Consider the following 24,399-nt stretch of genomic DNA (forward strand, 5'->3'; position numbering starts at 1 on the left):
TTATTTTCAAACAGCCAAAGTGTAAGAGGTTTTCACTGTGGTGTAAAATTCCACCGCAGCGCGCCCCTGTTCGCGAGATCCATAAGACGATCCGCGACGGCCCCCAAACGGCACATGATAATCCACGCCCGCCGTGGGCAGATTGACCATCACCATGCCTGCCGCAGATTGGCGTTTAAAGGCCTCAGCATACTTCAGAGATTTGGTGCAAATCCCGGAGGACAGGCCAAATTCGCTGTCATTGGCGATGGCAAGCGCCTGATCATAATCGTCGGCCTGCAGCACGCTGACCACCGGGCCAAAAATCTCTTCCCGCACATGCTGCATCTGGTTGGTACATCCCGCAATCACAGCCGGCGACATGTAAAATCCGTCCTGTGGGCGCTCCAACCGCTCCCCGCCGCACAGGCGCTGAGCGCCTTCGGCATCCGCAATGTCGATGTAACGCAGGTTGGTATCAAGCTGCTTTTGATCCACAACAGGGCCGATCTGGCTGCTGGGGTCCAGCGCGTGACCAACCGTGAGAGCCTGCGCCTGAACGGCCATGCCCTCCACCACCTGATCGTGGATGCCCGGCGTACAGATGATGCGCGTGTTTGAGGTACAGCGCTGACCCGTAGAAATCACGGATCCTGAGATTGCGCAGTTGATTGCCACGTCCAGATCAGCATCATCCAGAATGATCAGCGGGCTTTTGCCTCCCATCTCAAGCTGAACCTTGCCACCGCGCCCGGCAACAATCTCACGCACCTGCGCGCCCGTGCCTACGGACCCTGTGAAAGAGACAGCTGCCACATCCGCAGACTCACAGATCGTATTGCCAACAGCAGCGCCGCCCCCCATCACAAGGTTCACCACCCCGGCGGGCATTGCCGTGCGCGAAATGATCTCGACCAAGGCCCAAACACTGCCCGGCGTCAGGCTGGCTGGCTTGATCACCACGGAATTGCCAAAGGCAAGCGCCGGTGCCATTTTCCACGCAGGAATGGCGATCGGGAAGTTCCATGGCGTGATCAGGCCAACCACCCCAACAGGCTCCCGCCGCACATCGACCGATACACCCGGGCGCAGGCTGTCGATATAGGTGCCTTCAACCCGCAGCGCTTCCTGTGCGAAGAACTTGAACACATGGCCTGCACGGGTGGCTTCGCCGATCCCTTCGGCAAGCACTTTGCCCTCTTCACGCGACAGCAATTCTCCCAGCTCGTCTTTGCGCGCCAAAATCTCTGTGCCGATCTGATCCAGGATATCTGCGCGGTCCTGCGGCGTCATCGCAGCCCAGATGGGCTGCGCCGTTTTGGCTGCGGCAATGGCGTCGTTGACCTGTTCGGGACTGGCCTGCGCATAGGTGCCAACCAGATCTGTCACATCAGACGGGTTGATGTTTTGCGCCTCAGAAATCCCTGCAACCCATTCACCGGCAATGTAGTTGTGTTTCAGCATATCAAAATCCTTTTGATACAGCTCTCCGCACCGCCCCCGGCTAGGGGGCGGGTCACTGCTTGAGAGCGATTGGAAAACGGGGGTTACCCGGTGATGGATTTCGACACGGCTTCGATGGAGGCCGCCATGCTGTCGATCACCAGATCAATCTCAGCCTTTGTCGAAATCAGCGGAGGACAAAGCGCCATCGCATCCATCATGTTGCGTGAAATCACGCCACGCTCGGTCAGGTCCGCGTTCACCAGCGCGCCGAGTTTGCCCGGCGCCTTAAAGGGAGACTTCTCCGCTTTGTCATGCACCAACTCAACAGCGCCGATCAGCCCATAGCCGCGCACTTCGCCCACCATCGGAAGATCCACCAGATCCGCCATGCGGGTTTGCATATGCGCGCCCACATCGGCGGCATTTGCCACCAAGTCACGCTCTTCGATGATTTTGATGGTTTCTAGAGCCACAGCGGCACCCACAGGATGCCCGCCGCCGGTGAAGCCATGACCAAACACGCCAATGGAATTGCTTTCATCAGCAATCGGATCAAACACACGGTCGTTCACCATAATGGCAGAGAACGGCATGTAGCTTGAGGTGATCTGCTTGGACATCATCATGACATCCGGCTGCATTTCCATCGCTTCAGAGCCAAACATCGTGCCCAGACGGCCAAACCCGCAGATGACCTCATCGGCAACCAGCAGGATGTCGTATTTCTTCAACACGGCCTGCACCTTGGCCCAATAGCCCTTCGGTGGCACCACAACGCCGCCGGCCCCCATTACGGGCTCGCCCCAGAAGGCTGCGATTGTGTCTGGACCTTCGGCAAGGATCAGGTCCTCCAACTCCTGCGCAAGGCGTGTGGAAAATTCTTCCTCGGTCTCGCCATCCCGCGCGTCGCGGTAGTGATGTGGGCTGGCGGTGTGCAGCACATTGGCAATCGGCAGATCAAAGGAGCGGTGGTTGTTGGGCAGGCCCGTCAGGCTGGCCGCGGCAATGGTAACCCCGTGATAGGCGCGCTGGCGGCTGATCACTTTCTTGCGCTGCGGCTGCCCCATCGCATTGGAACGATACCACACCATTTTCAGCACCGTATCATTGGCTTCAGAGCCGGAGTTGGTGAAGAACACCTTGCTCATCGGCACCGGCGCGATGGAGACGAGTTTCTCGGCCAGATCAATCGCCGGATCATGCGATTTATGTGAGAAGTTGTGGTAAAATGGCAGGCGCTGGAGCTGCTGTGTGGCAGCATCAATCAGCCGTTGCTCGGAAAACCCGAGACCCACACTCCATAGACCTGACATGGCCTCAAAGTAGCGTTTCCCCGTGTTGTCAACAACATAGCAACCTTCGCCACGGTCAATTACCATCGGGCCGTTTTTTTGATGGGCGCGGGCGTTGGTGTATCCGTGGAAGTGATGCGCAATATCACGCGCTTCGGGTGAGTTGGCATGAATGGTCATGGCATGTCCTCTTCTTCGCTTTGATCGGCAGCGCCGGATCAATCGGCCATTTCAGTTAGATCAGCGGCGAAGCGACAGATGCGCTCGCAAGCTGTTTTGATATGTTCGTCAGGCACCGTCAGGCTGAGCCGGATCAGATGCGCCGCCTGCGCACCAAACGAGGACCCCGGCATAACGGCGACCTCCTGATCATCCAGAAGACGGTTGGCAAACTCCGAGCCGCTCAGCCCTGTGGCAGACACATCCACGCAAAGGAACATGCCGGCCTGCGGGGGCAGCGGAGTGAGCAGTGCGGAGTCTGCAAGAATGGCATTGGCCATTTCCGCACGTCGACCATAGGCGTTGCGCATCTCTGCCGTCACAGGCAGTTCATGTGTCAGCGCCCAAACCGTCATGTCTGCGATAAAGGGCTGATTGCCAAACAACATCGCCACAGCCGGTGGAATTGCGGCGTTGCACACCTCTTCGCTTGCGGCCATCCAGCCACTGCGGAAGCCCGGCGCCGCGTGTGATTTGGAGATTGAGGACACCACAACCACACGCTCTGCAAACTCCTGCATGTCAAACAGGGAGGCAAAGCTTTGATCAAAGATCAGCGCTTCGTAGACCTCATCCGCGATGATCCACAGATCATGTTTGACACAGACCTCAGCAATGGCGCGCAACTCGTCGGCATTCAGATTAACCCCGGTGGGGTTGTGCGGGTTATTCAGCAACAAAACCTTGGAGCGTGGCGTGATAGCGGCCTCAAGATCTTCCGGCTGGAGGCGGAAACCTTTGTCCTGATGCAACGCCACAGGCACCATATCGGCACCTGTGGAGCGGATCACAGCCTCATAGGTGGCATAATAGGGATCGGACAACAGCACGTCATCGCCTGCCTGAACAAACAGCTGCATCGCTGCATAGAGCGCGGTCTGTGTGCCCGGGTAACAGATAAAGCTGTCCGGGCTGATTGTCCGTCCGGTTCGGGCGCTGTATTTCTCCGCCAGAGTCTGGCGCAGGGTCAGCTCGCCTTCCGCAGGAGAATAGCGCGTGCGCCCTTCTGCGATGGCGCGAAAACAGGCATCCACCAGTTCATGTGGCGTCGGCACATCCGGCTCACCGATGGTCAGCTCGATGATGTTGCCCCCCGCTTCATTCATGCGCCGCGCCCGCAGCTGCAGCTCCCACTGGTCCCCCTCAAGGGCAGCCAGACGGGTTACCAGATCTGAGAACCCTTTCATTGCCCTGTGCCTTGGTTGCGAAACATCATCAGGCTGAGGATCTCAAACAGCACGGTTGCACCATTGTGCGCCGTATTTGATGTGGCATCAAAAGAAGGTGCCACTTCAACCACATCGCCGCCAACAATGTTCATGCCCTTCAGCCCCCGCAGCAAGGCGATCACCTCGCGCGGTGTGAGGCCGCCCACTTCTGGCGTGCCTGTGCCGGGAGCAAAGGCCGGGTCCAGCGAGTCGATGTCAAAAGAAACATAGGTCGGCCCGGAGCCAATGACTTCAAGCGCCTTGGCGATCACAGCATCCAGCCCCTGATGTGCCAGCGTCTGCGCCTCAATGATTGTCATACCGCTCGCATGGGAGAATTCCCAAAGATAGCCGGATTGCCCGCGAATGCCGATCTGAATGGTGCGCTCCGGGTCCAGCAGCCCTTCAAGCACCGCATTGCGGAACGGGCCGCCGTGGTGAAAACGCTCGCCATCAAACGGACCGCCGGTATCCGCATGGGCGTCAATATGCACCATACCCACCGGACCATCCTTGGCCAATGCCCGCAAAATAGGCAGGCTGACGGAGTGATCCCCACCCACAGACAGAGGCATTGCACCCGCATCAACGATTTTAGCGACTGCCTCGGTGATATCCTCATGACTTTGGGACAGGCTATAGCGGCTGCGGAATGGCACATCCCCGACATCGGCGACCTTCATCTCTTGCACAGGGGCACAGCGCAGGCCTTCGTTGTAGGGCCCTATACGCTCAATAGCGCGCAGCGCACGGGGGCCAAACCGCGATCCGGGACGGTTGGTCACCGCCAGATCCATCGGCATGCCAAGGATCGCAACATCCAGATTTTGCAGAGTTTCTGCCTCCAGATCACCCACTGGCGCATCCAGAAACGTCATCGCCCCCGCATAAGGCGCGGTCCGCCGCGTTCCACCCGGATCAAACAGAAGCGAAGAGATATGCGCGGCATGCGCATCATGAACCACACCACAGTTGGCTCCGTCAAAACGGTCCTGCAGTTCTTTCAACTTTTCGGGGGTCCAAGCCATAACGCCACAATCTCCTGGTGAGTATCAGATATTGAGTTGCACGTTACTGGCCCCAACGACATCAAGATATTGCAGGACAGCCAATAAATGTTTCAATGAGTGGCAATACTTTTGAGCGAGGGAACCAGACATGCGCAAAAAGATATTTTTCGGCACTGTCAGCGACGTGGATCTGAGACTGATGCGCGTGCTAACCAAAGTGGTCGAATGCGGCAGCCTGTCTGCGGCGGAAACGGAATTGGGCGTCGGCCGCTCCACCATCTCTCGTCAAATCTCAGACATCGAAACCCGGCTGGGGATGCGCCTGCTGCATCGCGAGCGGGGCCGCAGGGGCTTTCAACTGACCCAGCAAGGCCAGAAGGCGATGGTCTATATCGAGCAGCTGCTGTCAGCCACGGATCAATTTGTCGAAGACATTGCAACCATCAATGAAAATCTGGTTGGCACGCTGGACATCTGCATGACCGACTTCACCTACAGCGATGACAAGAACCCTTTGACCCGCGTCATGCAGACCTTTCATCAGGTGGCGCCCAATGTCACCATCAATCTGATGGTCGGCTCCCCCCGTGAGATCGAAAAACGCCTGATTGAACGCAAGGCCCATATTGGCATTCTGCACCGTTACACGTCTTTTGAGGAACTCAACTACGAGCCTCTTTATTCAGAAGCCTCAAGTGTTTACGCGGGATCTTCTCATCCGCTTGTGAAGAAGATGCAGCAAGGTGAGAAGATCACACCAAGCGAGGCGCAAAGCCATCAGCTGATCTCTCGCGAGTACCGGGAAAGCAGCCTGCAGAATGACCTCAAAAGCCGCTTCAAACGCGGGCCTACCGTGCATGAAACCGAAGCCGTTGCCGCATTGGTGAAAGCCGGAATCTATCTGGGATATCTACCAGATCATAAATTTGATGGGCGCGAGCCGGAGTTTCACCAGATCCTGCCCAATGCGTTCAGCTACTCCAGTGAGGTGCATATGGCGTTTCACAAAAGCAAAGTACAAAGCGCCCATGTCGCGGAGTTTCTGAAGATGCTGCGCAATGGAGCATCAAACGCGTCTGCCGCCTGACAGCGCATATCATTCGCCCCTCAAAAACACCTGCGCGATCGCGCATGTTCCGGCTCCCAAGCCACTTCAATGCATTCAATTTCCTCGATCTAATGAATGGGCAAGCTTGGCGTTTGCCCATTTTTTAGACGCGACTTGTTCATATTTGTGAAACTTTCGTTCGCCACTCCACCCTTTCTGGCCGCGATGTTTGGATGCAGTTTTTTGACGACGGTTGCATCCGGAGCATTGAATGAACACCTCACCCGCCACAGAAACCTCTACAGCGATCAGCATTCGCGACCTCAAGAAAAGCTTCGGGTCGCTTGAAGTCCTGCATGGCGTGTCGCTGGACGCCCAGGCACATGATGTCATCTCGATCTTGGGATCATCGGGATCGGGCAAAAGCACTTTGCTGCGGTGCGTCAACCTGCTGGAAACCCCGTCCTCAGGCCGCATTTTTGTCGAAGGCGAAGAGATTGACTTCACCCGCACATCCGCTGGCGAAATCACGGGTGTCGATGGAAAACAGGCAGTCCGGCTGCGCACCAACCTCGGCATGGTTTTTCAGAGCTTCAATCTCTGGTCACATATGACCGTACTGGAAAATGTGATGGAAGGCCCCGTTCAGGTTTTGGGGCTCAGCAAAGCCGAAGCACGTGAGCGTGCCAAGGATTGTCTGGAGAAAGTGGGCGTTTATGAGCGCCGCGATTTTTACCCTTCACAGATTTCCGGTGGGCAGCAACAGCGTTGCGCCATTGCGCGCGCACTGGCGATGGAACCACGCGCACTGCTTTTTGACGAGCCTACCTCTGCACTTGATCCGGAGCTGGTTGGAGAGGTTCTGAAAGTGATGCGCGGCCTCGCCGAAGAGGGCCGCACCATGCTGGTGGTCACCCACGAAATGGGATTTGCCCGCGAAGTCAGCGACAAGGTCCTGTTCCTGCACCAAGGCATGATCGAGGCCGAAGGCACCCCCGACGAGCTCTTCAACAACCCGTCACACGTCTCTGAGCGTTGGCGCGAATTTGTTTCCCGCGCACGCGACTAACACCCACCCCCCCAACTCCCCAAACCAAAAGACCAAACCAACAGGAGAAGACACAATGAAAACAGCACTCAAATCCATTGCCATGACGCTGGCCCTTGCAGTTGGCGCTTCTGCGGCCTCTGCCGAAGACCTTGTCATCCGTTGGGGCACGGAAGCCGGCTACAAGCCTTTCGCCTTTAAAACCGCCGACGGTGAACTCACCGGCTTTGACATCGAAATCGGGAACGCGATCTGCGAAGAACTGAATGCGACCTGTTCATGGCAAGAACACGAGTTCGACGCGCTGATCGCGGCGCTGAACGCCAATAAATTCGACGCGATCCTGGCCTCCATGACCAACACCGACAAACGTCAGCGCGCCATCGACTTCACCGGCAAATACTACAATATCCCTTCCACCTTTGTGGGCCGTTCTGATGCAGGCCTGAACGACGAGGACGGCCTGGCAGGCAAAACCGTTGGTGTTCAGCGCTCCACCATCATGGAAGACTATCTGCGCAACGAGCGCAAAGATGTGACTGTGAAAACCTATCCGACACAGGATGAAATCTGGCTGGATCTGGTCGCAGGTCGTCTGGACGCCGCGATGGGTGGCAAACTGCAGATCGTTGAAGGCTTCCTGAACACCGATCAAGGCAAAGAGTTTGCCCTGTTCGGACGCGACTATGCTGATCCAAAGTACTTCGGCTATGGCTCCAGCATTGGTGTCCGCAAAGCGGACAGTGAACTGCGTGATGCCATCAGCGGCGCCATTCTTGCCCTGCGTGAAAATGGTAAATACGCGGAAATCAACGATAAATACTTCGATATCGACATCTACGGGGAATAATCCTCACATCCTTGCCCCTTCCCAAACGGGAGGGGGCTTATTGCTTAATACGAGGGTATCGTGGTCGAACTGCTCAAAGAATATGGCCCCATGGTGTTGTCCGGTCTGGGCCTTACGGTTGGCCTCTCACTGGCCGCCGTGTGTCTTGCCATCATGTTTGGGATCGTGGGCGCTGCGCTCCGGCTGTCAAACAACGCGGTCGCACGCGGAATTGGCCGCACCTACACAACACTGATCCGTGGCCTACCTGATCTGGTCTTAATGCTTCTGGTGTTTTTTGGCGGCCAGATGCTGCTCAACAAGATCGGCAGCGCAACCGGCTGGTGGAAGTACATTGAAATCAGCCCATTCATGGCAGGCGCGATAACAATCGGGTTTATCTTTGGCGCCTATATGACGGAGACGTTTCGCGGAGCCTTCCTGTCCATCCCACTGGGCCAAATCGAAGCCGCCAAAGCCATCGGCATGGCCCCACGCACCTACATGATCCGGATCGTGTGGCCGCAGATCGTTCCTTTGGCTCTGCCAAGCTTCACCAACAACTGGCTGGTGCTTCTGAAAACAACCGCGCTCGCCTCAATCCTTGGTCTCCACGACATCATGTACAACGCCCATCAGGCCGGGCGCACTTCGCAAGAACCCTTCCTGTTCCTGCTCATGGCGTTTTGTATCTACCTGGGATTGACCATGATTTCCGACGTCGGCTTGCGCGCGCTTGGTAAGCGCTACGCGCTGAAATGAGGGGCGCGTGATGGAATACGATCTGATCTGGGAACATCGCGGCCTTTTTCTGGAAGGTGTCTGGACAACAATCTGGCTGATTGGCTCTTCTCTGCTGATCGGTGCAGTGCTGGCGATCCCTCTGGCTTTGTTTCAGGCCTATAAAATTCCCTATCTCGGCCGTGCCGCCGCCACCTACAGCTATGCGTTTCGCGGCACGCCGCTCTTGGTGCAGCTGTACCTTCTCTATTACGGGGTGTCGCAGTTTGAGGCGGTACGTGAATCGATCTTCTGGGTTGCCCTCAAACGCCCCGAAATCTGTGCTGTGCTTGCCTTCTCTCTCAACAGCGCCGCCTATGTCTGTGAAATGATCCGCGGCGCCATCCTGGCGATCCCGCAGGGCGAAATCGAAGCGGCACAGGCAATCGGCATGACCCGCGCCAAGGTGACCCGCCGGATCATCATCCCAAGCGCCCTGCGCCGCGCCCTGCCCGCCTACTCCAATGAGGTGATCTTCTTGCTGCATGCCAGCGTCATCGCTTCAACCATAACCATCACCGATATCCTGGGTGCCGGCCGGACCCTGAACGGCATGTATTACCTGGCCTATGAAGGTCTGCTCGTGGCGGCGGTTCTCTATCTCGCGATTGTCTTCTTGGTGGACCGCGTCTTCAAACAGGCCGAAAGGCGTTATCTGGCATATCTGGTGCGCTAAACACATGGAGCGCCGTGTGAAGCGGCGCTCTCACAACCACCATCAATGCGGTGGGAACAGACGACTACGGCGTTGGCTCAAGCCCCGATCAGGCCGCACTCACGGAAGACACGACGCCGGACGTTTTCACATCCATACGTGAAAACGTAAGACACGGGCGCAAGTTTCAGACAGCCTCCCGCCAACTTGCGCCCGCTGTTCTACCTTAAAACGCGATCATCCCAACCTCACGGCCGACATGCATCCGTTAGGCGACGATTGTTCTTCGTTAGTTTTCCCGATCCGGGCTATAGGCCGCGAGCTCTCCCAATGTCACAGGCTTAAGCGGTGACCGAATGCGCAGGGCGCCGGTTTCGATCTGTGTCTGCCCTGTTTCCTGCGCGAGAATCTCTGTCACGGTCAGCCCGCAGAACCGTCCCTGACAAGGCCCCATGCCAGCCCGCCCAAAGGCTTTGGCTTGATTGGGCCCTTTACAGCCCAACTCAGCGAAACGGCGGATATCCCCGGCGGTCACCTCTTCGCAACGGCATATGATGGTCTCATTCGCGGGCCGCAGGCACTGTTCAAACGGGGGGTAAGCGCGATCCAGAAACGGCCGCACTGCCAACTCCTTGGCACGTTTTTTCTGCAATGGAGCGGCAAGCGCCTCTGCATCGGAAATCAGCCCCAAAGTCTGCGCGGCGCCAAATGCGGCAATTTCACCAGACAGGGCCGCAACCTTCGCGCCGCCAATCCCGGCACCGTCTCCGGCGATGCTGATGCTCGGATGAGATGACACCCCCATTGCATTCACCTTGGGAACAAAACACCGCTGCGTCTGATCATAATCGTGATCCAGTCGCAACGCGCGGGACATCTGCGTATTTGGCACCACTCCGTGATGCAGCAGCACCGTTTCCGCGGCAATCTCCTGCGGTTTCCCATCACAAGAAAAGCGCACGGCTGTCACGTGGTCCTCGCCGATCAAAGCCACATCATGGGCCGCCGTGAACCGCGAGACGCCAGCCAATTTGATCCGGGCCAGCATCGCGGCTCCTTTGGCCAGATACGGCCAACCGCGCAAGGCACCCGGGATGTTCGCCCGCGCCGACCACAGATCAGCGCGCGCCTGCGTTTCGATCAGCGCCGCCGGTTTGCTTCCCGCCGAGATCATCTGAGCTGCCAGCAAATAAAGCAAAGGCCCACTACCGATCAGAACCGCATCTTGTGCAACCAAGCCACCGGATTTCATCAAGATTTGCGCCGCGCCAGCCGTCATAACCCCCGGCAAAGTCCAGCCAGGCAATGGCATTGGGCGCTCGGTCGCACCTGTCGCGAGGATCAGGTGGCTGGCTTTGATTTGTTGCGCTTTGCCCGCTTCACTGAAGGTCACCTGCCCGTCACGCGTCACATCCCAAATAGTGCATCCAGGATAATACACTGCACCGCTTTGGCGAAACGCATCCGTCAACTGGCGCCCGGCCGTGTAATCTGCCCCCAAGACGCGCTGTTGCATGCCAGAAGCAACATCTACATTGCGATAAATCTGTCCACCAGGATGCTCCTGCTCATCCAATAAAACGACATGCGCACCCAGTTGCGCAGCGCGCGTGGCCGCGGCCAACCCTGCGGGCCCGGCACCCAGAACAGCGATGTCATAGGACATTTTTAGCTACCTTCACTGCCGTCACATTCATCCCGTCTTGAGCCGGCGTCATGCAGGCTTGGACCGTTTCGCCTTCAATCTGCACGATGCAATCATAACACGCCCCCATCAGGCAAAATGGCCCACGGTTTGCACCAGAAACCGGGGTGTTGCGAAAGGTGTGAATCCCCGCGCCCAAGAGGGCCGCGGCGATACTACTGCCTTGGGGCGCAGAGATTTCTCGCCCTTCAAAGGTAAAAGAAACCTGCTTGCGCGCGGGCTCCATAGCTTCAAACATCAAACCGGCTTTCGCTAAAAAAGGTGAGGTCAGGCGCGGTATTTCGCCCGTCAATCCACTCCGGCAACAAGCCCGCATGGGCTGCTGCCAGTGTGATACCGCTATGACAGGTCACAAAATGCGCGCCAGCATATTTGGCAGAGCGTTGATAAATTGGCAGACCATCCGGCGACATCACCCGAAGCGCTGCCCAGCTGCGCACCAGTTGCACATGCTCCAGCAAAGGGAACACGTCAACGGCGTAGCGCGCCAGCTCCTGCAGAGTAGAGAGATCTGTCGCCTCAGAATCCGTTTCGGCCTTCGAAGCCCCGATCTGTACCCCACCCTCATTCACCTGCCGGATCCTGCCAGACGGATACTTTAGAAAGAACGGCAGCTTTTCTGTGATGAGCACCTGCCCCTGCTGGGCGCGAACAGGTGCCTTGAAACCCAGGTCTTCACCATGCTCTGCCGATCCAAGCCCCGCTGCAAGCACTAGAGCATCGCCGTCGATCCGTGTCCCATCGGCAAGTAATGCGCTGTAGCTGTGATCCGCGCCCTCAATCGAGGTAACGGAGTGCCCCGTCTGTAACCTTCCGCCCAAACGTTTCACCGCCTCGGTCAAAGCGCGCAAAAGCAAAAGCGGGTTCACATGGCCATCCATGGGGGAGAAAATCCCCCCTGCGACTTTGAGGCCGATCTCCGGCACCAGTTTTTTGAGCTGCGCATGGTCCAACATTTCAAAGGGATAATCGCCACCAAGCTTTTCGCGCAGGCCGGACAAATCAGCAGCCTCTTGTTCCAACGCACCAATTTCAGTGAAGTATTCGACGCCGCCGATCTGGCTGAAAGCGACGTCTATGTTGGTAGATTCCTTGAGCTCATCTGAAAATTGTTTCCACAAACCCGCAGACTGGCGCGACCAGCTCGCATAAGGCGGCGCCTCCAAACCTTTCCCTTGGATCCAAACCAAACCAAAATTGCCGCGAGACGCCCGCGCATCGGTGTCGGAACCGTCAATCACAATCACCTCACGCCCCTGCTTTAGCAGACCGTAAGCAATTGAAAGCCCAACCACTCCACCACCGATAACTAGAGTGGCCATAGCTCCCCCCTACCCGCCAAAAAATCGCCGGGCCCACAAATTCGCATGACCGCTATTTTCGACAAGAAGGTTCGAAAAATCAATACGATAGTGGTGTAGTTTGCGGGTTTTCGGTGCGGATGGAATATCCAGAGATCGAAAGCTCTAGGCCTTGCATTTCGGCAAAATGAGACACACGGTCTGGATGGGACAAGAAACTCCAGAACGCCAGTATATTCATAGAATTCCCACCAAACCAAGTTGTCTGACCATCGATGAGAATGGCAATTTCAATAAGGTGCCTTCTATTAGGCGGCGCAAGTCAACACCGCGAATTCTCGCAGCGGGCTGACGAACGAAACGTTTTACCAAGTCAGCAGAAGCATCGCCCAAACAATGGCGCCCCATTCTGAAACGAGGCCTTTCCACGTCGAGGCGTTCCAATGCAGACCCGCAGAAAATCCAAACTGAATACCCGATGACATTTCTCGAGAAGCGTGAGCCCCGAACCTGGCCGATAACAGAGTCTCAACATTACGGCGAATTAATCTACCAATTGGACGTCAAAAATCCGGCAACATGAGGCTTGGACCTGTCGCGGTTTGATGCCGCTCCTTTGCTAGCATTTATTGCAGCAAAGGAGACGAGCTATGGGATTGAAACGGACGGACGAATTCCGCGCTGATGCGGCGCGGATCGCGCTAACGAGCGGACTAACACGCAAACAGGTGGCCTCGGATTTGGGTGTTGGCCTTTCGACGCTGAATAAATGGGTGACATCACATCGTGACACCAAGGTTGTGTCAGACAAAGACCTCGACCTTGCCCGAGAGAATGAGCGACTTCGACGGGAGAACCGTATTCTCAAGGAGGAGGGGGACATCCCAAACTGAGAACGCGAACGCCATGCGTTCGAGAGAGCGTTCGAAGGCCACAGCCTTCTTCGCGAGCCAAAAACCATGAGGTTCCAGTTCATTGAAGAGCATGGCCACGAATTCTCGACCAACCGCCTTTGTCAGGTCTTGGGTGTCAGCAACCGTGGCCTGCGCGCCTAATCGGCTTGGTGGTCAGCAACAGGGTGAAGCGTGATCTGGCGATCCGAGCGTTGAAGATGGCCGTAGCTCTTCGGCAGCCACCAAAAGGCTGCATCCACCACACCACAGTGGCAGCCAATACTGCTCTCACGATTACCAGAAGCTGCTGCGCCAGCACGGCTTCCAGGTATCGATGAGTGGCAAAGGCAACTGTTATGACAACTCAGCTGTGGAAACCTTCTTCAAAACGATCAAGGCAGAGCTGATTTGGCGAAGGTCATAGCAGACGCGGCGGGACGCTGAGTTAGCCATCTTCCAGTACATCTACGGCTTCTACAATCCGCGCCGAAGGCACTCAGCATTGGGCTGGAAAAGCCCGGTCGCCTTCGAACGGAAAGTAGCCTAAACGTGCACTTGGGGCGGCACAAAAACGTGACATGTCCAAACTTCTAAGGCTTCAATCGAAAGGTCCAAAGCTCTGAAGGTCTCAGCGGCCAGCTGATTGTCCGTTTTTTTCTTTTGGGCTCAACCAAAGCCAAAATCCACAAACGATCACTGCCACACAGATCGTGATGGACCATAACAGCACTCTCCGATCCATCCCACCTCACTTTCTTCAAAGCAGTTTAGCCCCCTAAGAGACAATTCCCACAAGTCAGAATACACTTATTCCGGTTTAGAGGTGCCGTAACTTTTCCTAAGAAGTGTTTCGGTATTTTCGCAAAACGCTGGCAGTGCGCCGTCACAGTGCTTCCACACTTGCCGAACCAAAAACGCAAGCAGCGCCCCTTTGGGCGCTAAGTGACTTCTATAAAATGCTAAATTTGGTTGCGGGAGCACGCAACCGCCGTTACCGAACTGAGATAAGGTGCTGTATTTAAAGGAAATATATTCAAGTGAATGTACCTTACTCACCAAGAGCAGGCTATCCTTCGAGAGCCAGCCACCGCAAAGTCGTGTAATGCAAAATCTCGATCAGCGGTCACACCCTAAGTCGAAACAATATGCAAAACGGTCTACCGACTAAAATTCAGAGCGATCTTGAAACTAAATGTTTCGCCCTCCAATCCTTTGGGCGCCTTCGGTCCTCTTTTTGCTGACCTGACAGCCGCAACGGCGGCCTTGTCGAGCGCCGAAACTCCAGATGATCGCAAGATCTGCGTATTGGCAAAGCGACCATCGCGAGCAACCAATATGCGCACCACAACTCTCCCATTTCCATGATCACCTCTCGGGTACCTTTGGAAACGCGCTATTTTGTTGCGGATCTTGGCGCCCCAAACGGCTTTAAGCTTGGCCTTCTTGCCTTGTTCTGCCGTGCTAACCGTCGCTGTTGCAGTATTGCCCGCGTTGCTTCCACCGCTGCTACCAGCCGCGCGCTGTTCTTGTCGCCCGGACGAATTTACATCAGCCTTAAGCGCTTTCTCTTCCTTTGGTTGCAGCTCTACTTCATCGATTTCAGGACGCTCCTGTTGTTCTGCATCCGGATCTGGCTTTTTCTCATCAACAGGTGACGGTGGCAGCTGAGTCGCTAAGGGATCAATTTGAAATTGGTCTGGACTAGCGTCTTGCAAAGTAGGCAAACGCACTTCTGCACGGGGTGCAGAATCCTCCAATGTGGGAACAACAGGCGAGTTCAACATCGGCGTTTCGGCTTCCATGACATCATGTACATCAATGGACGTCTCTGGGGCCTGCTCCCAGCTCTTAACCATTTCCACGACGGTTGGGGCAGCACCCAGCAGAGAAACCATCTCCTCTCCACCCGAACCAGCCGCTTCCGAACCTGTTTTTGGCACAGTTGCAAAGACAGCGACATGCACTCCAACCGCCAAAGATGCAGCGACACAAAACTCTAGGGTCCGCCTCATTGTGGCACCACAATCAACTCAACCTTGGACATGCCTGCAGCTGCAAGATCTGAAAGCGTTTTTGCCGCGATGTTGGAGGGAACATTTTGGTCCGCACGCACGCGAATAACCGAAGCCTTAGCGCTTTGCGCCAGCAGCTTGATTAACGCAGCTTCGCCTTCCTGACCGTCGAAAGACAAAATACCTTTTTCGCTTAGGAATACGACTGCCTCTGCCACAGGTTTCGCATCTACCTTTGCATTTGGTGGCGTAATTTTGAATGGGGTTGGCTCCGCCAAACGTGAGGTCATCAGGAAGAAAATAAGCAGAAGAAACACCACATTAATCATGGGAACAATGCTTTCTCCACGTACCCTGCGTTTTGGCTTTTCAATTTGCATTGCTCTATTCAACCAAAACAACCGAGGTATAGCCCGCAGATCGCAGCGTTTGAGTGACGTCTACAATGCGTTGCAAAGGTGTTTCAGCACCACCCCGTAAAATAAGTGTATCATTCATCGTCTCGGTCAGCGGTGCGACGGAAGCGACAATATCTGCCACAACAATTCCATTCAACTTGACGTCATTTGAACCAACTTCAATCAAACGTGGTGGACCGGAATAAACGCCGCCTCCCGCAGCAAGCGGCAAACTCAACATGGCGTCGGTGCCAAAACGAGAGGCCAGCATGAAGAATACCAGCAAAAGAAACACCACATCTATCATAGGCGTTAAGCTGGGTTTTCTACGGGGACGAACACTTGGCTCTAAAAACATCTTATTCAGCCGCCACTTTGAGATCAGGCTCCGTGCCAAAGGCTACAAACAGACGTGTGACCGCATCCTCAATATCACGGTGGATACGATCAATGACACTCTCAAACCAAGTCAGAGCCGCGGAAGCTGGAATAGCGACTGCCATACCGGCAGCAGTAGTCAAAAGCGCTTCCCAAATGCCACCTGCAAGCTGTGATGGATCCGCATTGGAACCGGCACTTTGCAGGGCTTGAAAGGCCGCAATCATGCCGAGTACCGTGCCCAGCAAGCCCAATAGCGGCGCGATAGTTGCTATAAGTTCAAGAGCTGAGAGCCCCGCACGCGCTTCAGCCAATTGATTTTTGGCGACACGCGCCGCATCCTCTCTGGCACGATCTTCATCAAATCGCCCCATAGCATTGAGAGTAGCAGTAATTACTTTGGAACGCACGCCGCGCCGGGGGCGCACTATGTCAAGAGACAGCTGAGCATTTCCATTCTCGAAAGCTCGAATTGCCTGATCTGCTTTGCCTCGCGACCATGCTCCCATCAAGGCCAGCTGCCAGATCTTCCAAAGGATCAAAGCCAATGTCACGACAGAAAGCGAAGCAATTGCCCAAATGCTTGGGCCACCATCGCGCAAGAACCGATAGGCGCCTGAAATCGCGGATTGCGCAACCTCGGTCAGCTCCTGCTGGCGAGTCATTGGCACAATGTCTTCATCCGTTATTGCGGTAAAAGACGCATCATCCATGATCGCTTCGTTCGCCAAAGCGTTTTGTTCTTCATCGGCTCCAATCTGCCTCTGTACAGGTGTGTTCCGATCTGCCGCTTCCGAAGCGCCTGCTGAATCCAAATCTGAATTTACGCGCGTTCCAGACCGCACATTTGCACCATTTGATTGCGGAACATCTGGCCCGTCATCCGTAACTTCAGATGTGGGTGATATCGAATTTAGGCTTGGCGCATTCGTCTCCACCTGAGGCGCGCTCAATACGGGCACGGATGCCGTCTCAGAGGCAACTTCGGACCCCAATGGGGAAGTTTGAGACAACGCTGAGAAAGGCAACACGAGAGCGGAAAGGAGTATAAGAACTCTAGTCATCAACGGCTCCAGTACGTCGCGATATAGTGCTGTTTGGTGTCGATGTTTGCACCGCTGCAAAAGGCGCGCACTTTGGCGACATCCTCTTTTTCTGACGCAAACCACAGCATATGGTCCGCATGATCTTTTCGGTCCGTAATGGCTTGAGCAGCGAGCCCTTCACAAGCATTCCGTTTTACCCATTCGGGTTTCAATCGAGGATGTTCCGGGAAAATATAACCACAGGCTTCTCCTCCATCAGCCATCACAACAATCTTGCCAGTACTGTCTCGTGGTAACCCCTCCAAAAGGCGGGCGACCGCCGGAAATGCCGTTTCATCTGCATAGACCGCAATTCTATTTGTTTTTGGGATACCCCCTCCACCCGGCCCGGTGAGGCCAATCTTGGAACCTTTGACCGCGGCTTTTGCCCATTCCGTAGTCCGCCCGCCAGCATGCAAAAAAACGTCAAATTCAAGTTCTTTGGCTGCAATATCTGCCCGCCGTACGGTGTAAACCGGTCGGTGCAGCGCCTTGTCCCCTTTCGGCCAAACGGTCACACCCTTTTCATTTACCGTTGGCCAATCCGGTGAGTTATCGCCTACCGCTGGCAAAATTATCCTAAAATGAATAGCGGAATCGACGAAATTTCTAACATCCTCAACGTGCAGCACGACACGCATGAAATCACCACCGATTGCACGCACTGATTTTACTGTTGCAAATTGGAAGTTAGGGGGATGCCCCTGATGCAAACTAGCATCTGACCAAACAAGCGTTTCAACAAGTTCTGGTGCGAAATGCGAGATGCTTTCTACGAGGCTCTCTTTCAAAATAAATAACGTATCTGCACGTTTTGACATGGCAACGGCTTTTACACCGCCTTTGATATCCTGGAATGAGAGATCCCCGTATTCTGTCGACATCCGGACCATTTTCTCGGTGTTAGTCGACAGAGTTAGATCATGTTCCTCGGCCTCGTGCATGAGCAGCGCGCGAACTGCAGCGAACGCCAAGCCCGACAGACTTGTCTCGGCCACATGTGGAAAGAGTGTTTGCTCAGTCATAAGGTGCGCCCCTATTTTGGAATGACATGGGGATGACCATGCAGCGGATCTGCGATCACGGTACAAGGCAATGAAAAAATCTCGCCCATCATCGCTTCTGTGATGACGTCTTCCGGACCACCCTCAATTTGCACACGACCGTCTTTCAAAGCGACGATGTGATCTGCAAAACGCGCGGCCAGATTGATATCATGCAGCACCATTGCAACCGTGCGCCCGGTCTCTTTGTTCAGCGTCTGCACAAGGGTCAGCAGCTCAATCTGATGAGGCAGATCAAGGTAGGTGGTTGGCTCATCCAACAGCAAAATGTCTGTGTCTTGGGCCAGCGCCATCGCAATCCAGGCGCGTTGCCGTTGGCCGCCAGAGAGCGTGTCGAGGCTGCGTTGCGCATGATGCGCCATGCCCGTCAGCTCCAAAGCGCGCGCCACGGCAGCGCGATCTGCTTGGGACCATTGCTGCAGCGCCGATTGATGCGGTGTCCGCCCCCGGCGTACCAGATCATGAACAGAGATATCCTCCGGCGCCACAGGGGACTGGGGCAAAACCGCAAGCGATTGCGCCACGGATTTGGACCTCTGCTTGGCAATCGCTTTTCCATCCAGCACGATCTGACCGCTATCCACCTTCTGTAGCCGCGACAGGGATCGCAGCGAGGTGGATTTCCCGCAGGCGTTGGGCCCGACAATGACCGTCACTTTACCATCAGGCACATCCAGAGAAAGCGCGTTTAAGACGGGCTTGTTGCCAAAGGCAACAGAGACGGTTTCAGCCCGTAATCTGGCAGATTGGCTCATCAAAGGTTTCCTCTTCGGAATTGTCGCATCAGCAGCCACATCAGAACCGGCGCACCGATTAATGCTGTGAACACACCGGCGGGAAGCTGGACAAAGGGAACGGAACGCGCCACCAGATCAGCCAGCAATGTGACCACAGCGCCCACCAAAGCCGCTGCAAAAACAGCCGGTTGCCCCCCGCGCACAATCCCGCGTGCGATTGGCCCCGATACAAATGACACAAAGGGAAGCGGGCCGGCTACGCTGACGGCCAAGGCCACGAGCGCGACCGCTACGCCGGTGATCAGCAGGCGCAGGGAGACCAGCGACAGGCCAAGCCCAACCACGGTTTCATCACTCATTGCCAAACGCGCAAGTGGGAAGAGCAGCCAGACAATCAATGGCAGGAGCAAGGCGATACCGCCCCAGATCAGGGCAACATCCTCATAAGAGCGCGTGTTCAGAGACCCTGTCAGCCATTGGGCCATATCCGCTGCGATGCGTTCATCTGTCCAGCTGAGCAAAAGATCCGCCGCTGCTGCCAGTGACAGGCTCACGCCGATACCGACCAAAATCAAACGGTTGATCTGAAGCCCATTGTTCCAGGCCAAGAGTGCGACCGTCAGCGCTGTTGCCACGCCGCCAGCCAAGGCCCCTGCCACAACCATGCCCCCGGTCAGCAAAACCGCCAGCAAAGCCCCGAAATTTGCACCTGCGGTAAAGCCGATCACATCGGGTGATGCCAGAGGGTTGCGCAACATGGTTTGAAACATTGCGCCAGCCATGCCAAAGGCAGCCCCTGCCCCAATTGCCACCAATATACGCGGCAGACGGTGCTCCAGAACAATCATCGCCTCCACCCCGTCAAGCTGGCCAGCCAGACCAAGCAGGAGTTGCGGGATGCTCAGTGGATAGCTGCCAATGCTGAGCGAAAGTAAGGCGACAGACAGGCCAAGCAGAGACAGCAAGGCGCCAGCCACCACGGCGCGGGGGCTGATTTCAAAAGAAAAGCGCGAGGTTTGCAGCGAGATGCTCATAGTTTTCGTCCACCCCCTCTGCGCACCATAACCACCAGCGTTGGGCCGCCGATCAGCGCCGCCATAACACCAGCCTGCATATTGTCGCCAAGCAGTGGCAGCCGTCCCAGAAGATCGGCCATCAGGAGCAGGCCTGCACCGATTACAGCACTGAAGCCAACCATCCAGCGCATATCCTGCCGGGCAAAGGCGCGCGCGATGTGCGGCACCATCAGCCCGATAAAGGCAATGGGCCCTGCCAGCGCCACAGTGCTGGCCGCGAGCAAAACAATCGCCAGGCCGCTGATCAATTTCGCCAGCCCGACATTGATGCCAAGCCCCTTGGCGGTGTCTTCCCCCAACATCAGCGCATTGAGCAGATGTGCGGACATAATCGCGACCAAAAATCCTGCGGCAAAAAATGGCAAGAGCGCGCTGATATCGTCAAAGCTGATGCCATCCAGACCGCCGAGCACCCAAAATCGATACACGTCCAGACTTTGTCGGCTCATCAACAAAACCGCCCGTGTCATGGCAAGAAAGAAGGCGGTTATGGCGGCCCCAGCCAGCAACAAACGCGCCGGGTTGGCTTGTGCACCGCCGCCCAGGACAAAGACACTCAGAGCTCCCAAAGTGCCCCCTGCCATGGCAACCCAGATAAACTGGCTTGGGTCGCTCCAGCGCAGTGCAAAGACAACCAAAACAACCCCGAAGGCTGCACCGGCGTTGATCCCAAGCAGCCCCGGATCGGCCAGTGGGTTGCGGGTCATACCTTGAATCAGAGCGCCGGCAACGCCCAGAGCACTGCCTGCAAGTATCGCAGCCAATAGGCGCGGCAGACGGATTTCACGGACCACGATATGCTCCGCAACAGAGCTTTCAAAACCAACAAAAAGCGCAAACACGTCGCTCCAAGACACCGCGCGATATCCAAAGCGCAGCGCCATGACCGCAAGGCACATCACGGCGCAGGTCGCGATCAGCAACCAAAGCCCACGCCTGTCTTGTAACCGCAACATGGGCGCTTCTGAGGTGTATACGCTCATGGCTGCACCTCTGGCAGAATGCCCGCCTGTTGAGAGGAGGACACCACGGTTGCCGGATCACCGTCCATTGCAGCTTCAAGCAAAGGCACCAAAGCGTCCAGTGTGTAGTCAATGCTCAATGGGCTCGCATGGGACAACGCAGCGGTCACATCAACGCCCAGATAGATTTCACGGCCTTCCTGATAGGCGCGCATGGTGTGTCGCAGTGGCAAGCTATTGAGACGCGCGACATTTTTGCCTGCGTCAATCCAGATCAGGGCATCCGCATCAATAGGCTCTGTGACCTCTTCAGGGATCAATTTATAAAAACTGTCAAACAACCCGATGTCTTTGAGCGCGGGCGGTTCTTGAAAGCCGAGCTCTGCCATGAATTGCCCGCGAATGTCGCGGCTGGAATAGGCCCCGGTGCTGCCTGACCAGACCACCACGGAGGTGGCGCCCTGCCAGTCCGGATGAGCGGCGCGGATATCTGCGAAGCGCCCCTGAATGCGCGCGATTTGCGCCTCAGCAATCGACTGCCGCCCAGTTGCAAGCCCCAGAACGCGGTGCATCTCCGCCCATGGGGCGCCGTAGTCCCCCCATGCCTCCTGCGTGGCGATAGTGGGCGCGATCTGACTCAGAAGCGCATAGTCTTTTTCAGTCATGCCACTCCACTGCCCTACAATCAGGTCAGGTTTCATTGCGGCGATTTGTTCAATGTCGATCTCGCCGCGCATGACGATGGGGGTTCCGTCTCCCAATGCATCTTGCGCCCAGGGCCAAACCCCATAGGGATGCGAGCCGTACCACATGCGCAAAGCATGAGGCACTACGCCCAGCGAAAGCAGAAAGTCGTGCCCTATAAAGCTCAGAGACACAATTTTTTTTGGCTCAGACAGAACAACCGCAGAACCATATTTGTGAGTGATTTCAACAGGGAAAGACTCTGACTTCGCCGCAATAGGACAGAGCAAGGAAATCAATAGTGCCAATTTATGAAAAGCACGCAATTTCCGCACCTCTTGCTTGCATATCCATGTGAAGTGGACTGTCCAAAACTCGAGGCTGGCTACCGGTGGGCAACTGAATGTACCGGCAGTGGCTGAAGTGCTTGGGTAGTTCGGCAAAGTAATTTTGTCAAGATTTTAGAGGGCCAGCCACGGTGTGCGCGATTGGCCCCTTGTTGTTTGATTAGAATGTTTTGCTGACAGTAAGCATCACATTGCGACCTTCGCCGAAGTAACAGGAAAATGCGCCACAACCGGTGATGACACGCTCGTCTGATAGATTGTTGACATTGAACGCCACTAGCCAATCGTTTTTGCGATAAGACACCGCGGCATCAAACAAAGTGTAAGCCCCGGTTTTGAATTCAGTGGGCAGCCCCGGCAGGGCAACAGGAAGACCCGCCGAGCCAAAAGACGATCCAGTATACCGTGCACCCAGACCAAAGCTCCAGCCACCGAGTTGTTTAGGTGTGTAGTTTACCCAAGCGGACGCCAGATGCTCAGGAATACCATCAATAAAGTCTTGGGAGTCGGTCTGTGTATCGAGATAGGTATAAGATGCCTGAACAGAGATGTCCCCGAAGCTGTGATAGGCTTCCAGTTCGACCCCTTTGGACGTTGTCTCGCCGGACTGCACCTGGAAGTTGGGATTTGCCGGATCTCTCTCTAGCAAATTGGACTTCGTGATATCAAATACCGCCGCAGACAACAGTGTATTTGTGCCAGTTGGTTGGAACTTTACACCAACCTCATATTGCTCACCTTCAGTTGGCTCAAACGGCCGACCATTGGCGTCGGTACCAAACGCTTCTTGTTGGAAGCTTGTTGCCCAGCTGACGTAAGGTGCAAGCCCGTTGTCAAAGCGGTACATGATAGCCGCATTGCCAGTCCAAGCGCTGTCATCAGCACCGGGACGCAAGCGTCCACTCGAGGAGTCTAGGTTCTCACCCACATCAACGCTACCGTATCGCACACCGAAGTCGACAAACAAACGGTCGTTAATGGTCGCGCGGTTCTGCGAGTAAATCCCCCACTCTTTGGTGGTGACGGAAGGAGTATCAACTATCGCAACGTCGATGACATTGCCGTATGTTGGGTCAAACGGGTTAATGGGCGCGCCATGGTTGTTTGGATCGGTGTTGTCCGAGGTATCTTTATCAAACTCACCACGGCCGTAGCTCAAGCCAACAATGCTGCGCATCTCGACAGAGCCCAGTTCGTAATCTGCCGTTGCGTAAGCGTCAGCTGCGAACGTCTTGAGAGAGTTCCGTGCTTTATAGAAGGTACGGTTGATTGTGCCGTCAGGGTTGTAGCGTCCAAGATAGATATATTGCGCAAGCGCAGGAAGGTTATTTCGGATATCTGTCGCGCCGTACCAATATGCATGATCATATTCAGCATCAGAGTCAGTATAGCGCGCATTTGCATTCAATGACCAAACACTATTGAAACGATGCTGGAAGTTGGCAGACAGGCTTGCGGACTCTGAGTCATATCGATCAAATCCAGGCTCACCAACATACAGGTCAGACTCAAACTCGCGCCCAGCGTGCGGCGTCGGCACAACAGTCGGCGCCCCTCCACCACCAGACAGATCTGGAATCACAAACGCCGATGGCACCGGCTCCAATGTCCCGATCCAAGACGCAAACTGCGTGGCTGGTGTCGCGCGACTTCTTTGATAGCTCGCAAGAACCGTCAGTTCCGTATCGTCGGAAGGGCGCCAAGTGACGGACGGCGCCAAATTGACGGTATCGTCTCGCGAAGATAGCAAAACATCATCTGAATCGCGCAGCAAACCTACGAAACGGTATCTGAGTGTTCCGCTCTCATTTCCATCGCCGCTGACATCAACGCCAACTTGCTTTCGGTTGTTGCTACCCAGCTGGAACTGCACAATGTTTGGGGCATCTTGTGCTGAGGTCTTGGAAGTTGTGTTGATCACCCCGCCTACAGAACCGCTTCCATAGAGCCCAGAGGAAGGCCCACGTAATACTTCAACGCTATTGAACATGAATGTTTCGGGGCGAGGGCTATTATAGAAGTCATAGCGGGTCTGCAGCCCATCTTGCAGAAAGTTTGGGGTGAACCCACGAACGTTGGCCCAATCGGCACGGTTGTCCTGACCAAAAAGCCCCGCGCGAACACCTGGTGAATAGGCTAAAACCTCTTCCAGATCGCGTGCACCACGCTCTTGAATCTGCTCAGCGGTTATCACACTCACCGACCGCGGGGTCTCAACAATAGGATCTCCCGTCTTTGCAATG

22 protein-coding genes and 1 pseudogene are annotated in these 24,399 nt (G+C 55.6%); 6 read left to right on the forward strand and 17 right to left on the reverse strand.

Annotation, left to right across the window (positions count from 1 at the left end; translation table 11 throughout):
* Positions 1 to 6: 6 nt before the first annotated feature.
* The 4 genes from ACO07T_RS21050 to speB form a co-directional block, all read right to left on the reverse strand.
* A complete protein-coding gene (locus ACO07T_RS21050) occupies positions 7 to 1,443 on the reverse strand; it encodes an aldehyde dehydrogenase family protein (protein WP_422051025.1) in 1,437 nt (478 codons plus the stop codon).
* A gap of 83 nt (positions 1,444 to 1,526) precedes the next feature.
* Entirely contained in the window at positions 1,527 to 2,897 is a 1,371-nt protein-coding gene (locus ACO07T_RS21055; RefSeq protein WP_422051026.1) for an aspartate aminotransferase family protein, read from the reverse strand.
* A gap of 38 nt (positions 2,898 to 2,935) precedes the next feature.
* A complete protein-coding gene (locus tag ACO07T_RS21060) occupies positions 2,936 to 4,123 on the reverse strand; it encodes a pyridoxal phosphate-dependent aminotransferase (protein WP_422051027.1) in 1,188 nt (395 codons plus the stop codon).
* Complete coding sequence (speB, locus tag ACO07T_RS21065; RefSeq protein WP_422051028.1) at positions 4,120 to 5,172, reverse strand: agmatinase; 1,053 nt, start codon at positions 5,170 to 5,172, stop codon at positions 4,120 to 4,122. The genes ACO07T_RS21060 and speB overlap by 4 nt, the downstream gene beginning before the upstream one ends.
* 130 nt (positions 5,173 to 5,302) lie before the next feature.
* Between speB and ACO07T_RS21070 the strand changes: the two genes are divergently transcribed.
* The 5 genes from ACO07T_RS21070 (at position 5,303) to ACO07T_RS21090 (ending at position 9,535) form a co-directional block, all read left to right on the forward strand.
* Positions 5,303 to 6,241: a LysR family transcriptional regulator gene (locus ACO07T_RS21070; RefSeq protein ID WP_422051029.1), complete on the forward strand. Its 939-nt coding sequence runs from the start codon at positions 5,303 to 5,305 to the stop codon at positions 6,239 to 6,241.
* 232 nt (positions 6,242 to 6,473) lie between these two features.
* A complete protein-coding gene (locus ACO07T_RS21075; protein WP_422051030.1) occupies positions 6,474 to 7,271 on the forward strand; it encodes an ABC transporter ATP-binding protein in 798 nt (265 codons plus the stop codon).
* Between the two features lie 55 nt (positions 7,272 to 7,326).
* Positions 7,327 to 8,100, forward strand: a complete 774-nt coding sequence (locus ACO07T_RS21080; RefSeq protein WP_422051031.1) for a transporter substrate-binding domain-containing protein — start codon at positions 7,327 to 7,329, stop codon at positions 8,098 to 8,100.
* A gap of 60 nt (positions 8,101 to 8,160) precedes the next feature.
* Entirely contained in the window at positions 8,161 to 8,841 is a 681-nt protein-coding gene (locus ACO07T_RS21085; protein WP_422051032.1) for an ABC transporter permease, read from the forward strand.
* 10 nt (positions 8,842 to 8,851) lie between these two features.
* The gene (locus ACO07T_RS21090; RefSeq protein ID WP_209065698.1) at positions 8,852 to 9,535 is read left to right on the forward strand and encodes an ABC transporter permease; all 684 of its coding nucleotides are present in this window, start codon (positions 8,852 to 8,854) and stop codon (positions 9,533 to 9,535) included.
* Between the two features lie 268 nt (positions 9,536 to 9,803).
* On the opposite strand, the gene ACO07T_RS21095 is transcribed toward ACO07T_RS21090, so the two are convergent.
* The 3 genes from ACO07T_RS21095 to ACO07T_RS21105 are packed head-to-tail and all read right to left on the reverse strand — an operon-like array spanning position 9,804 to position 12,541.
* Complete coding sequence (locus ACO07T_RS21095) at positions 9,804 to 11,180, reverse strand: NAD(P)/FAD-dependent oxidoreductase (protein WP_422051033.1); 1,377 nt, start codon at positions 11,178 to 11,180, stop codon at positions 9,804 to 9,806.
* Entirely contained in the window at positions 11,170 to 11,457 is a 288-nt protein-coding gene (locus ACO07T_RS21100; protein WP_422051034.1) for a (2Fe-2S)-binding protein, read from the reverse strand. Before ACO07T_RS21100 ends, ACO07T_RS21095 begins: the two co-directional genes overlap by 11 nt.
* Entirely contained in the window at positions 11,450 to 12,541 is a 1,092-nt protein-coding gene (locus ACO07T_RS21105; protein WP_422051035.1) for an NAD(P)/FAD-dependent oxidoreductase, read from the reverse strand. The genes ACO07T_RS21100 and ACO07T_RS21105 overlap by 8 nt, the downstream gene beginning before the upstream one ends.
* 629 nt (positions 12,542 to 13,170) lie before the next feature.
* Here ACO07T_RS21105 and ACO07T_RS21110 point away from each other — a divergent pair.
* Positions 13,171 to 13,960: pseudogene (locus tag ACO07T_RS21110) on the forward strand (IS3 family transposase).
* Between the two features lie 610 nt (positions 13,961 to 14,570).
* Here the strand turns inward: ACO07T_RS21110 and ACO07T_RS21115 are convergent.
* The 10 genes from ACO07T_RS21115 to ACO07T_RS21160 form a co-directional block, all read right to left on the reverse strand.
* The gene (locus ACO07T_RS21115; protein ID WP_422051036.1) at positions 14,571 to 15,377 is read right to left on the reverse strand and encodes an energy transducer TonB; all 807 of its coding nucleotides are present in this window, start codon (positions 15,375 to 15,377) and stop codon (positions 14,571 to 14,573) included.
* A 44-nt stretch (positions 15,378 to 15,421) separates the two neighbouring features.
* Positions 15,422 to 15,805 carry an ExbD/TolR family protein gene (locus ACO07T_RS21120; RefSeq protein ID WP_422051037.1) on the reverse strand — a complete coding sequence of 128 codons (384 nt, stop codon included), beginning with the start codon at positions 15,803 to 15,805 and terminating at the stop codon, positions 15,422 to 15,424.
* Between the two features lie 4 nt (positions 15,806 to 15,809).
* On the reverse strand, positions 15,810 to 16,181 hold the full coding sequence (locus ACO07T_RS21125) for an ExbD/TolR family protein (protein WP_422051038.1): 372 nt from the start codon (positions 16,179 to 16,181) through the stop codon (positions 15,810 to 15,812).
* 1 nt (position 16,182) lies between these two features.
* Positions 16,183 to 17,265, reverse strand: a complete 1,083-nt coding sequence (locus ACO07T_RS21130) for a MotA/TolQ/ExbB proton channel family protein (protein WP_422051039.1) — start codon at positions 17,263 to 17,265, stop codon at positions 16,183 to 16,185.
* On the reverse strand, positions 17,265 to 18,311 hold the full coding sequence (locus tag ACO07T_RS21135; protein ID WP_422051040.1) for a siderophore-interacting protein: 1,047 nt from the start codon (positions 18,309 to 18,311) through the stop codon (positions 17,265 to 17,267). The genes ACO07T_RS21130 and ACO07T_RS21135 overlap by 1 nt, the downstream gene beginning before the upstream one ends.
* Positions 18,312 to 18,322: 11 nt before the next feature.
* Positions 18,323 to 19,105 (reverse strand): ABC transporter ATP-binding protein, encoded by a 783-nt coding sequence (locus ACO07T_RS21140; protein ID WP_422051041.1) that lies wholly within the window; start codon positions 19,103 to 19,105, stop codon positions 18,323 to 18,325.
* Positions 19,105 to 20,121 carry a FecCD family ABC transporter permease gene (locus ACO07T_RS21145; RefSeq protein ID WP_422051042.1) on the reverse strand — a complete coding sequence of 339 codons (1,017 nt, stop codon included), beginning with the start codon at positions 20,119 to 20,121 and terminating at the stop codon, positions 19,105 to 19,107. Before ACO07T_RS21145 ends, ACO07T_RS21140 begins: the two co-directional genes overlap by 1 nt.
* A complete protein-coding gene (locus ACO07T_RS21150; RefSeq protein ID WP_422051043.1) occupies positions 20,118 to 21,146 on the reverse strand; it encodes a FecCD family ABC transporter permease in 1,029 nt (342 codons plus the stop codon). Before ACO07T_RS21150 ends, ACO07T_RS21145 begins: the two co-directional genes overlap by 4 nt.
* Positions 21,143 to 21,937 (reverse strand): ABC transporter substrate-binding protein, encoded by a 795-nt coding sequence (locus ACO07T_RS21155; RefSeq protein ID WP_422051044.1) that lies wholly within the window; start codon positions 21,935 to 21,937, stop codon positions 21,143 to 21,145. Before ACO07T_RS21155 ends, ACO07T_RS21150 begins: the two co-directional genes overlap by 4 nt.
* Positions 21,938 to 22,316: 379 nt before the next feature.
* The coding region (locus ACO07T_RS21160; RefSeq protein ID WP_422051045.1) for a TonB-dependent siderophore receptor at positions 22,317 to 24,399 on the reverse strand (2,083 nt) is incomplete at its 5' end.

This window comes from Shimia sp., from assembly GCF_965227725.1.
GTDB lineage: Bacteria > Pseudomonadota > Alphaproteobacteria > Rhodobacterales > Rhodobacteraceae > Shimia.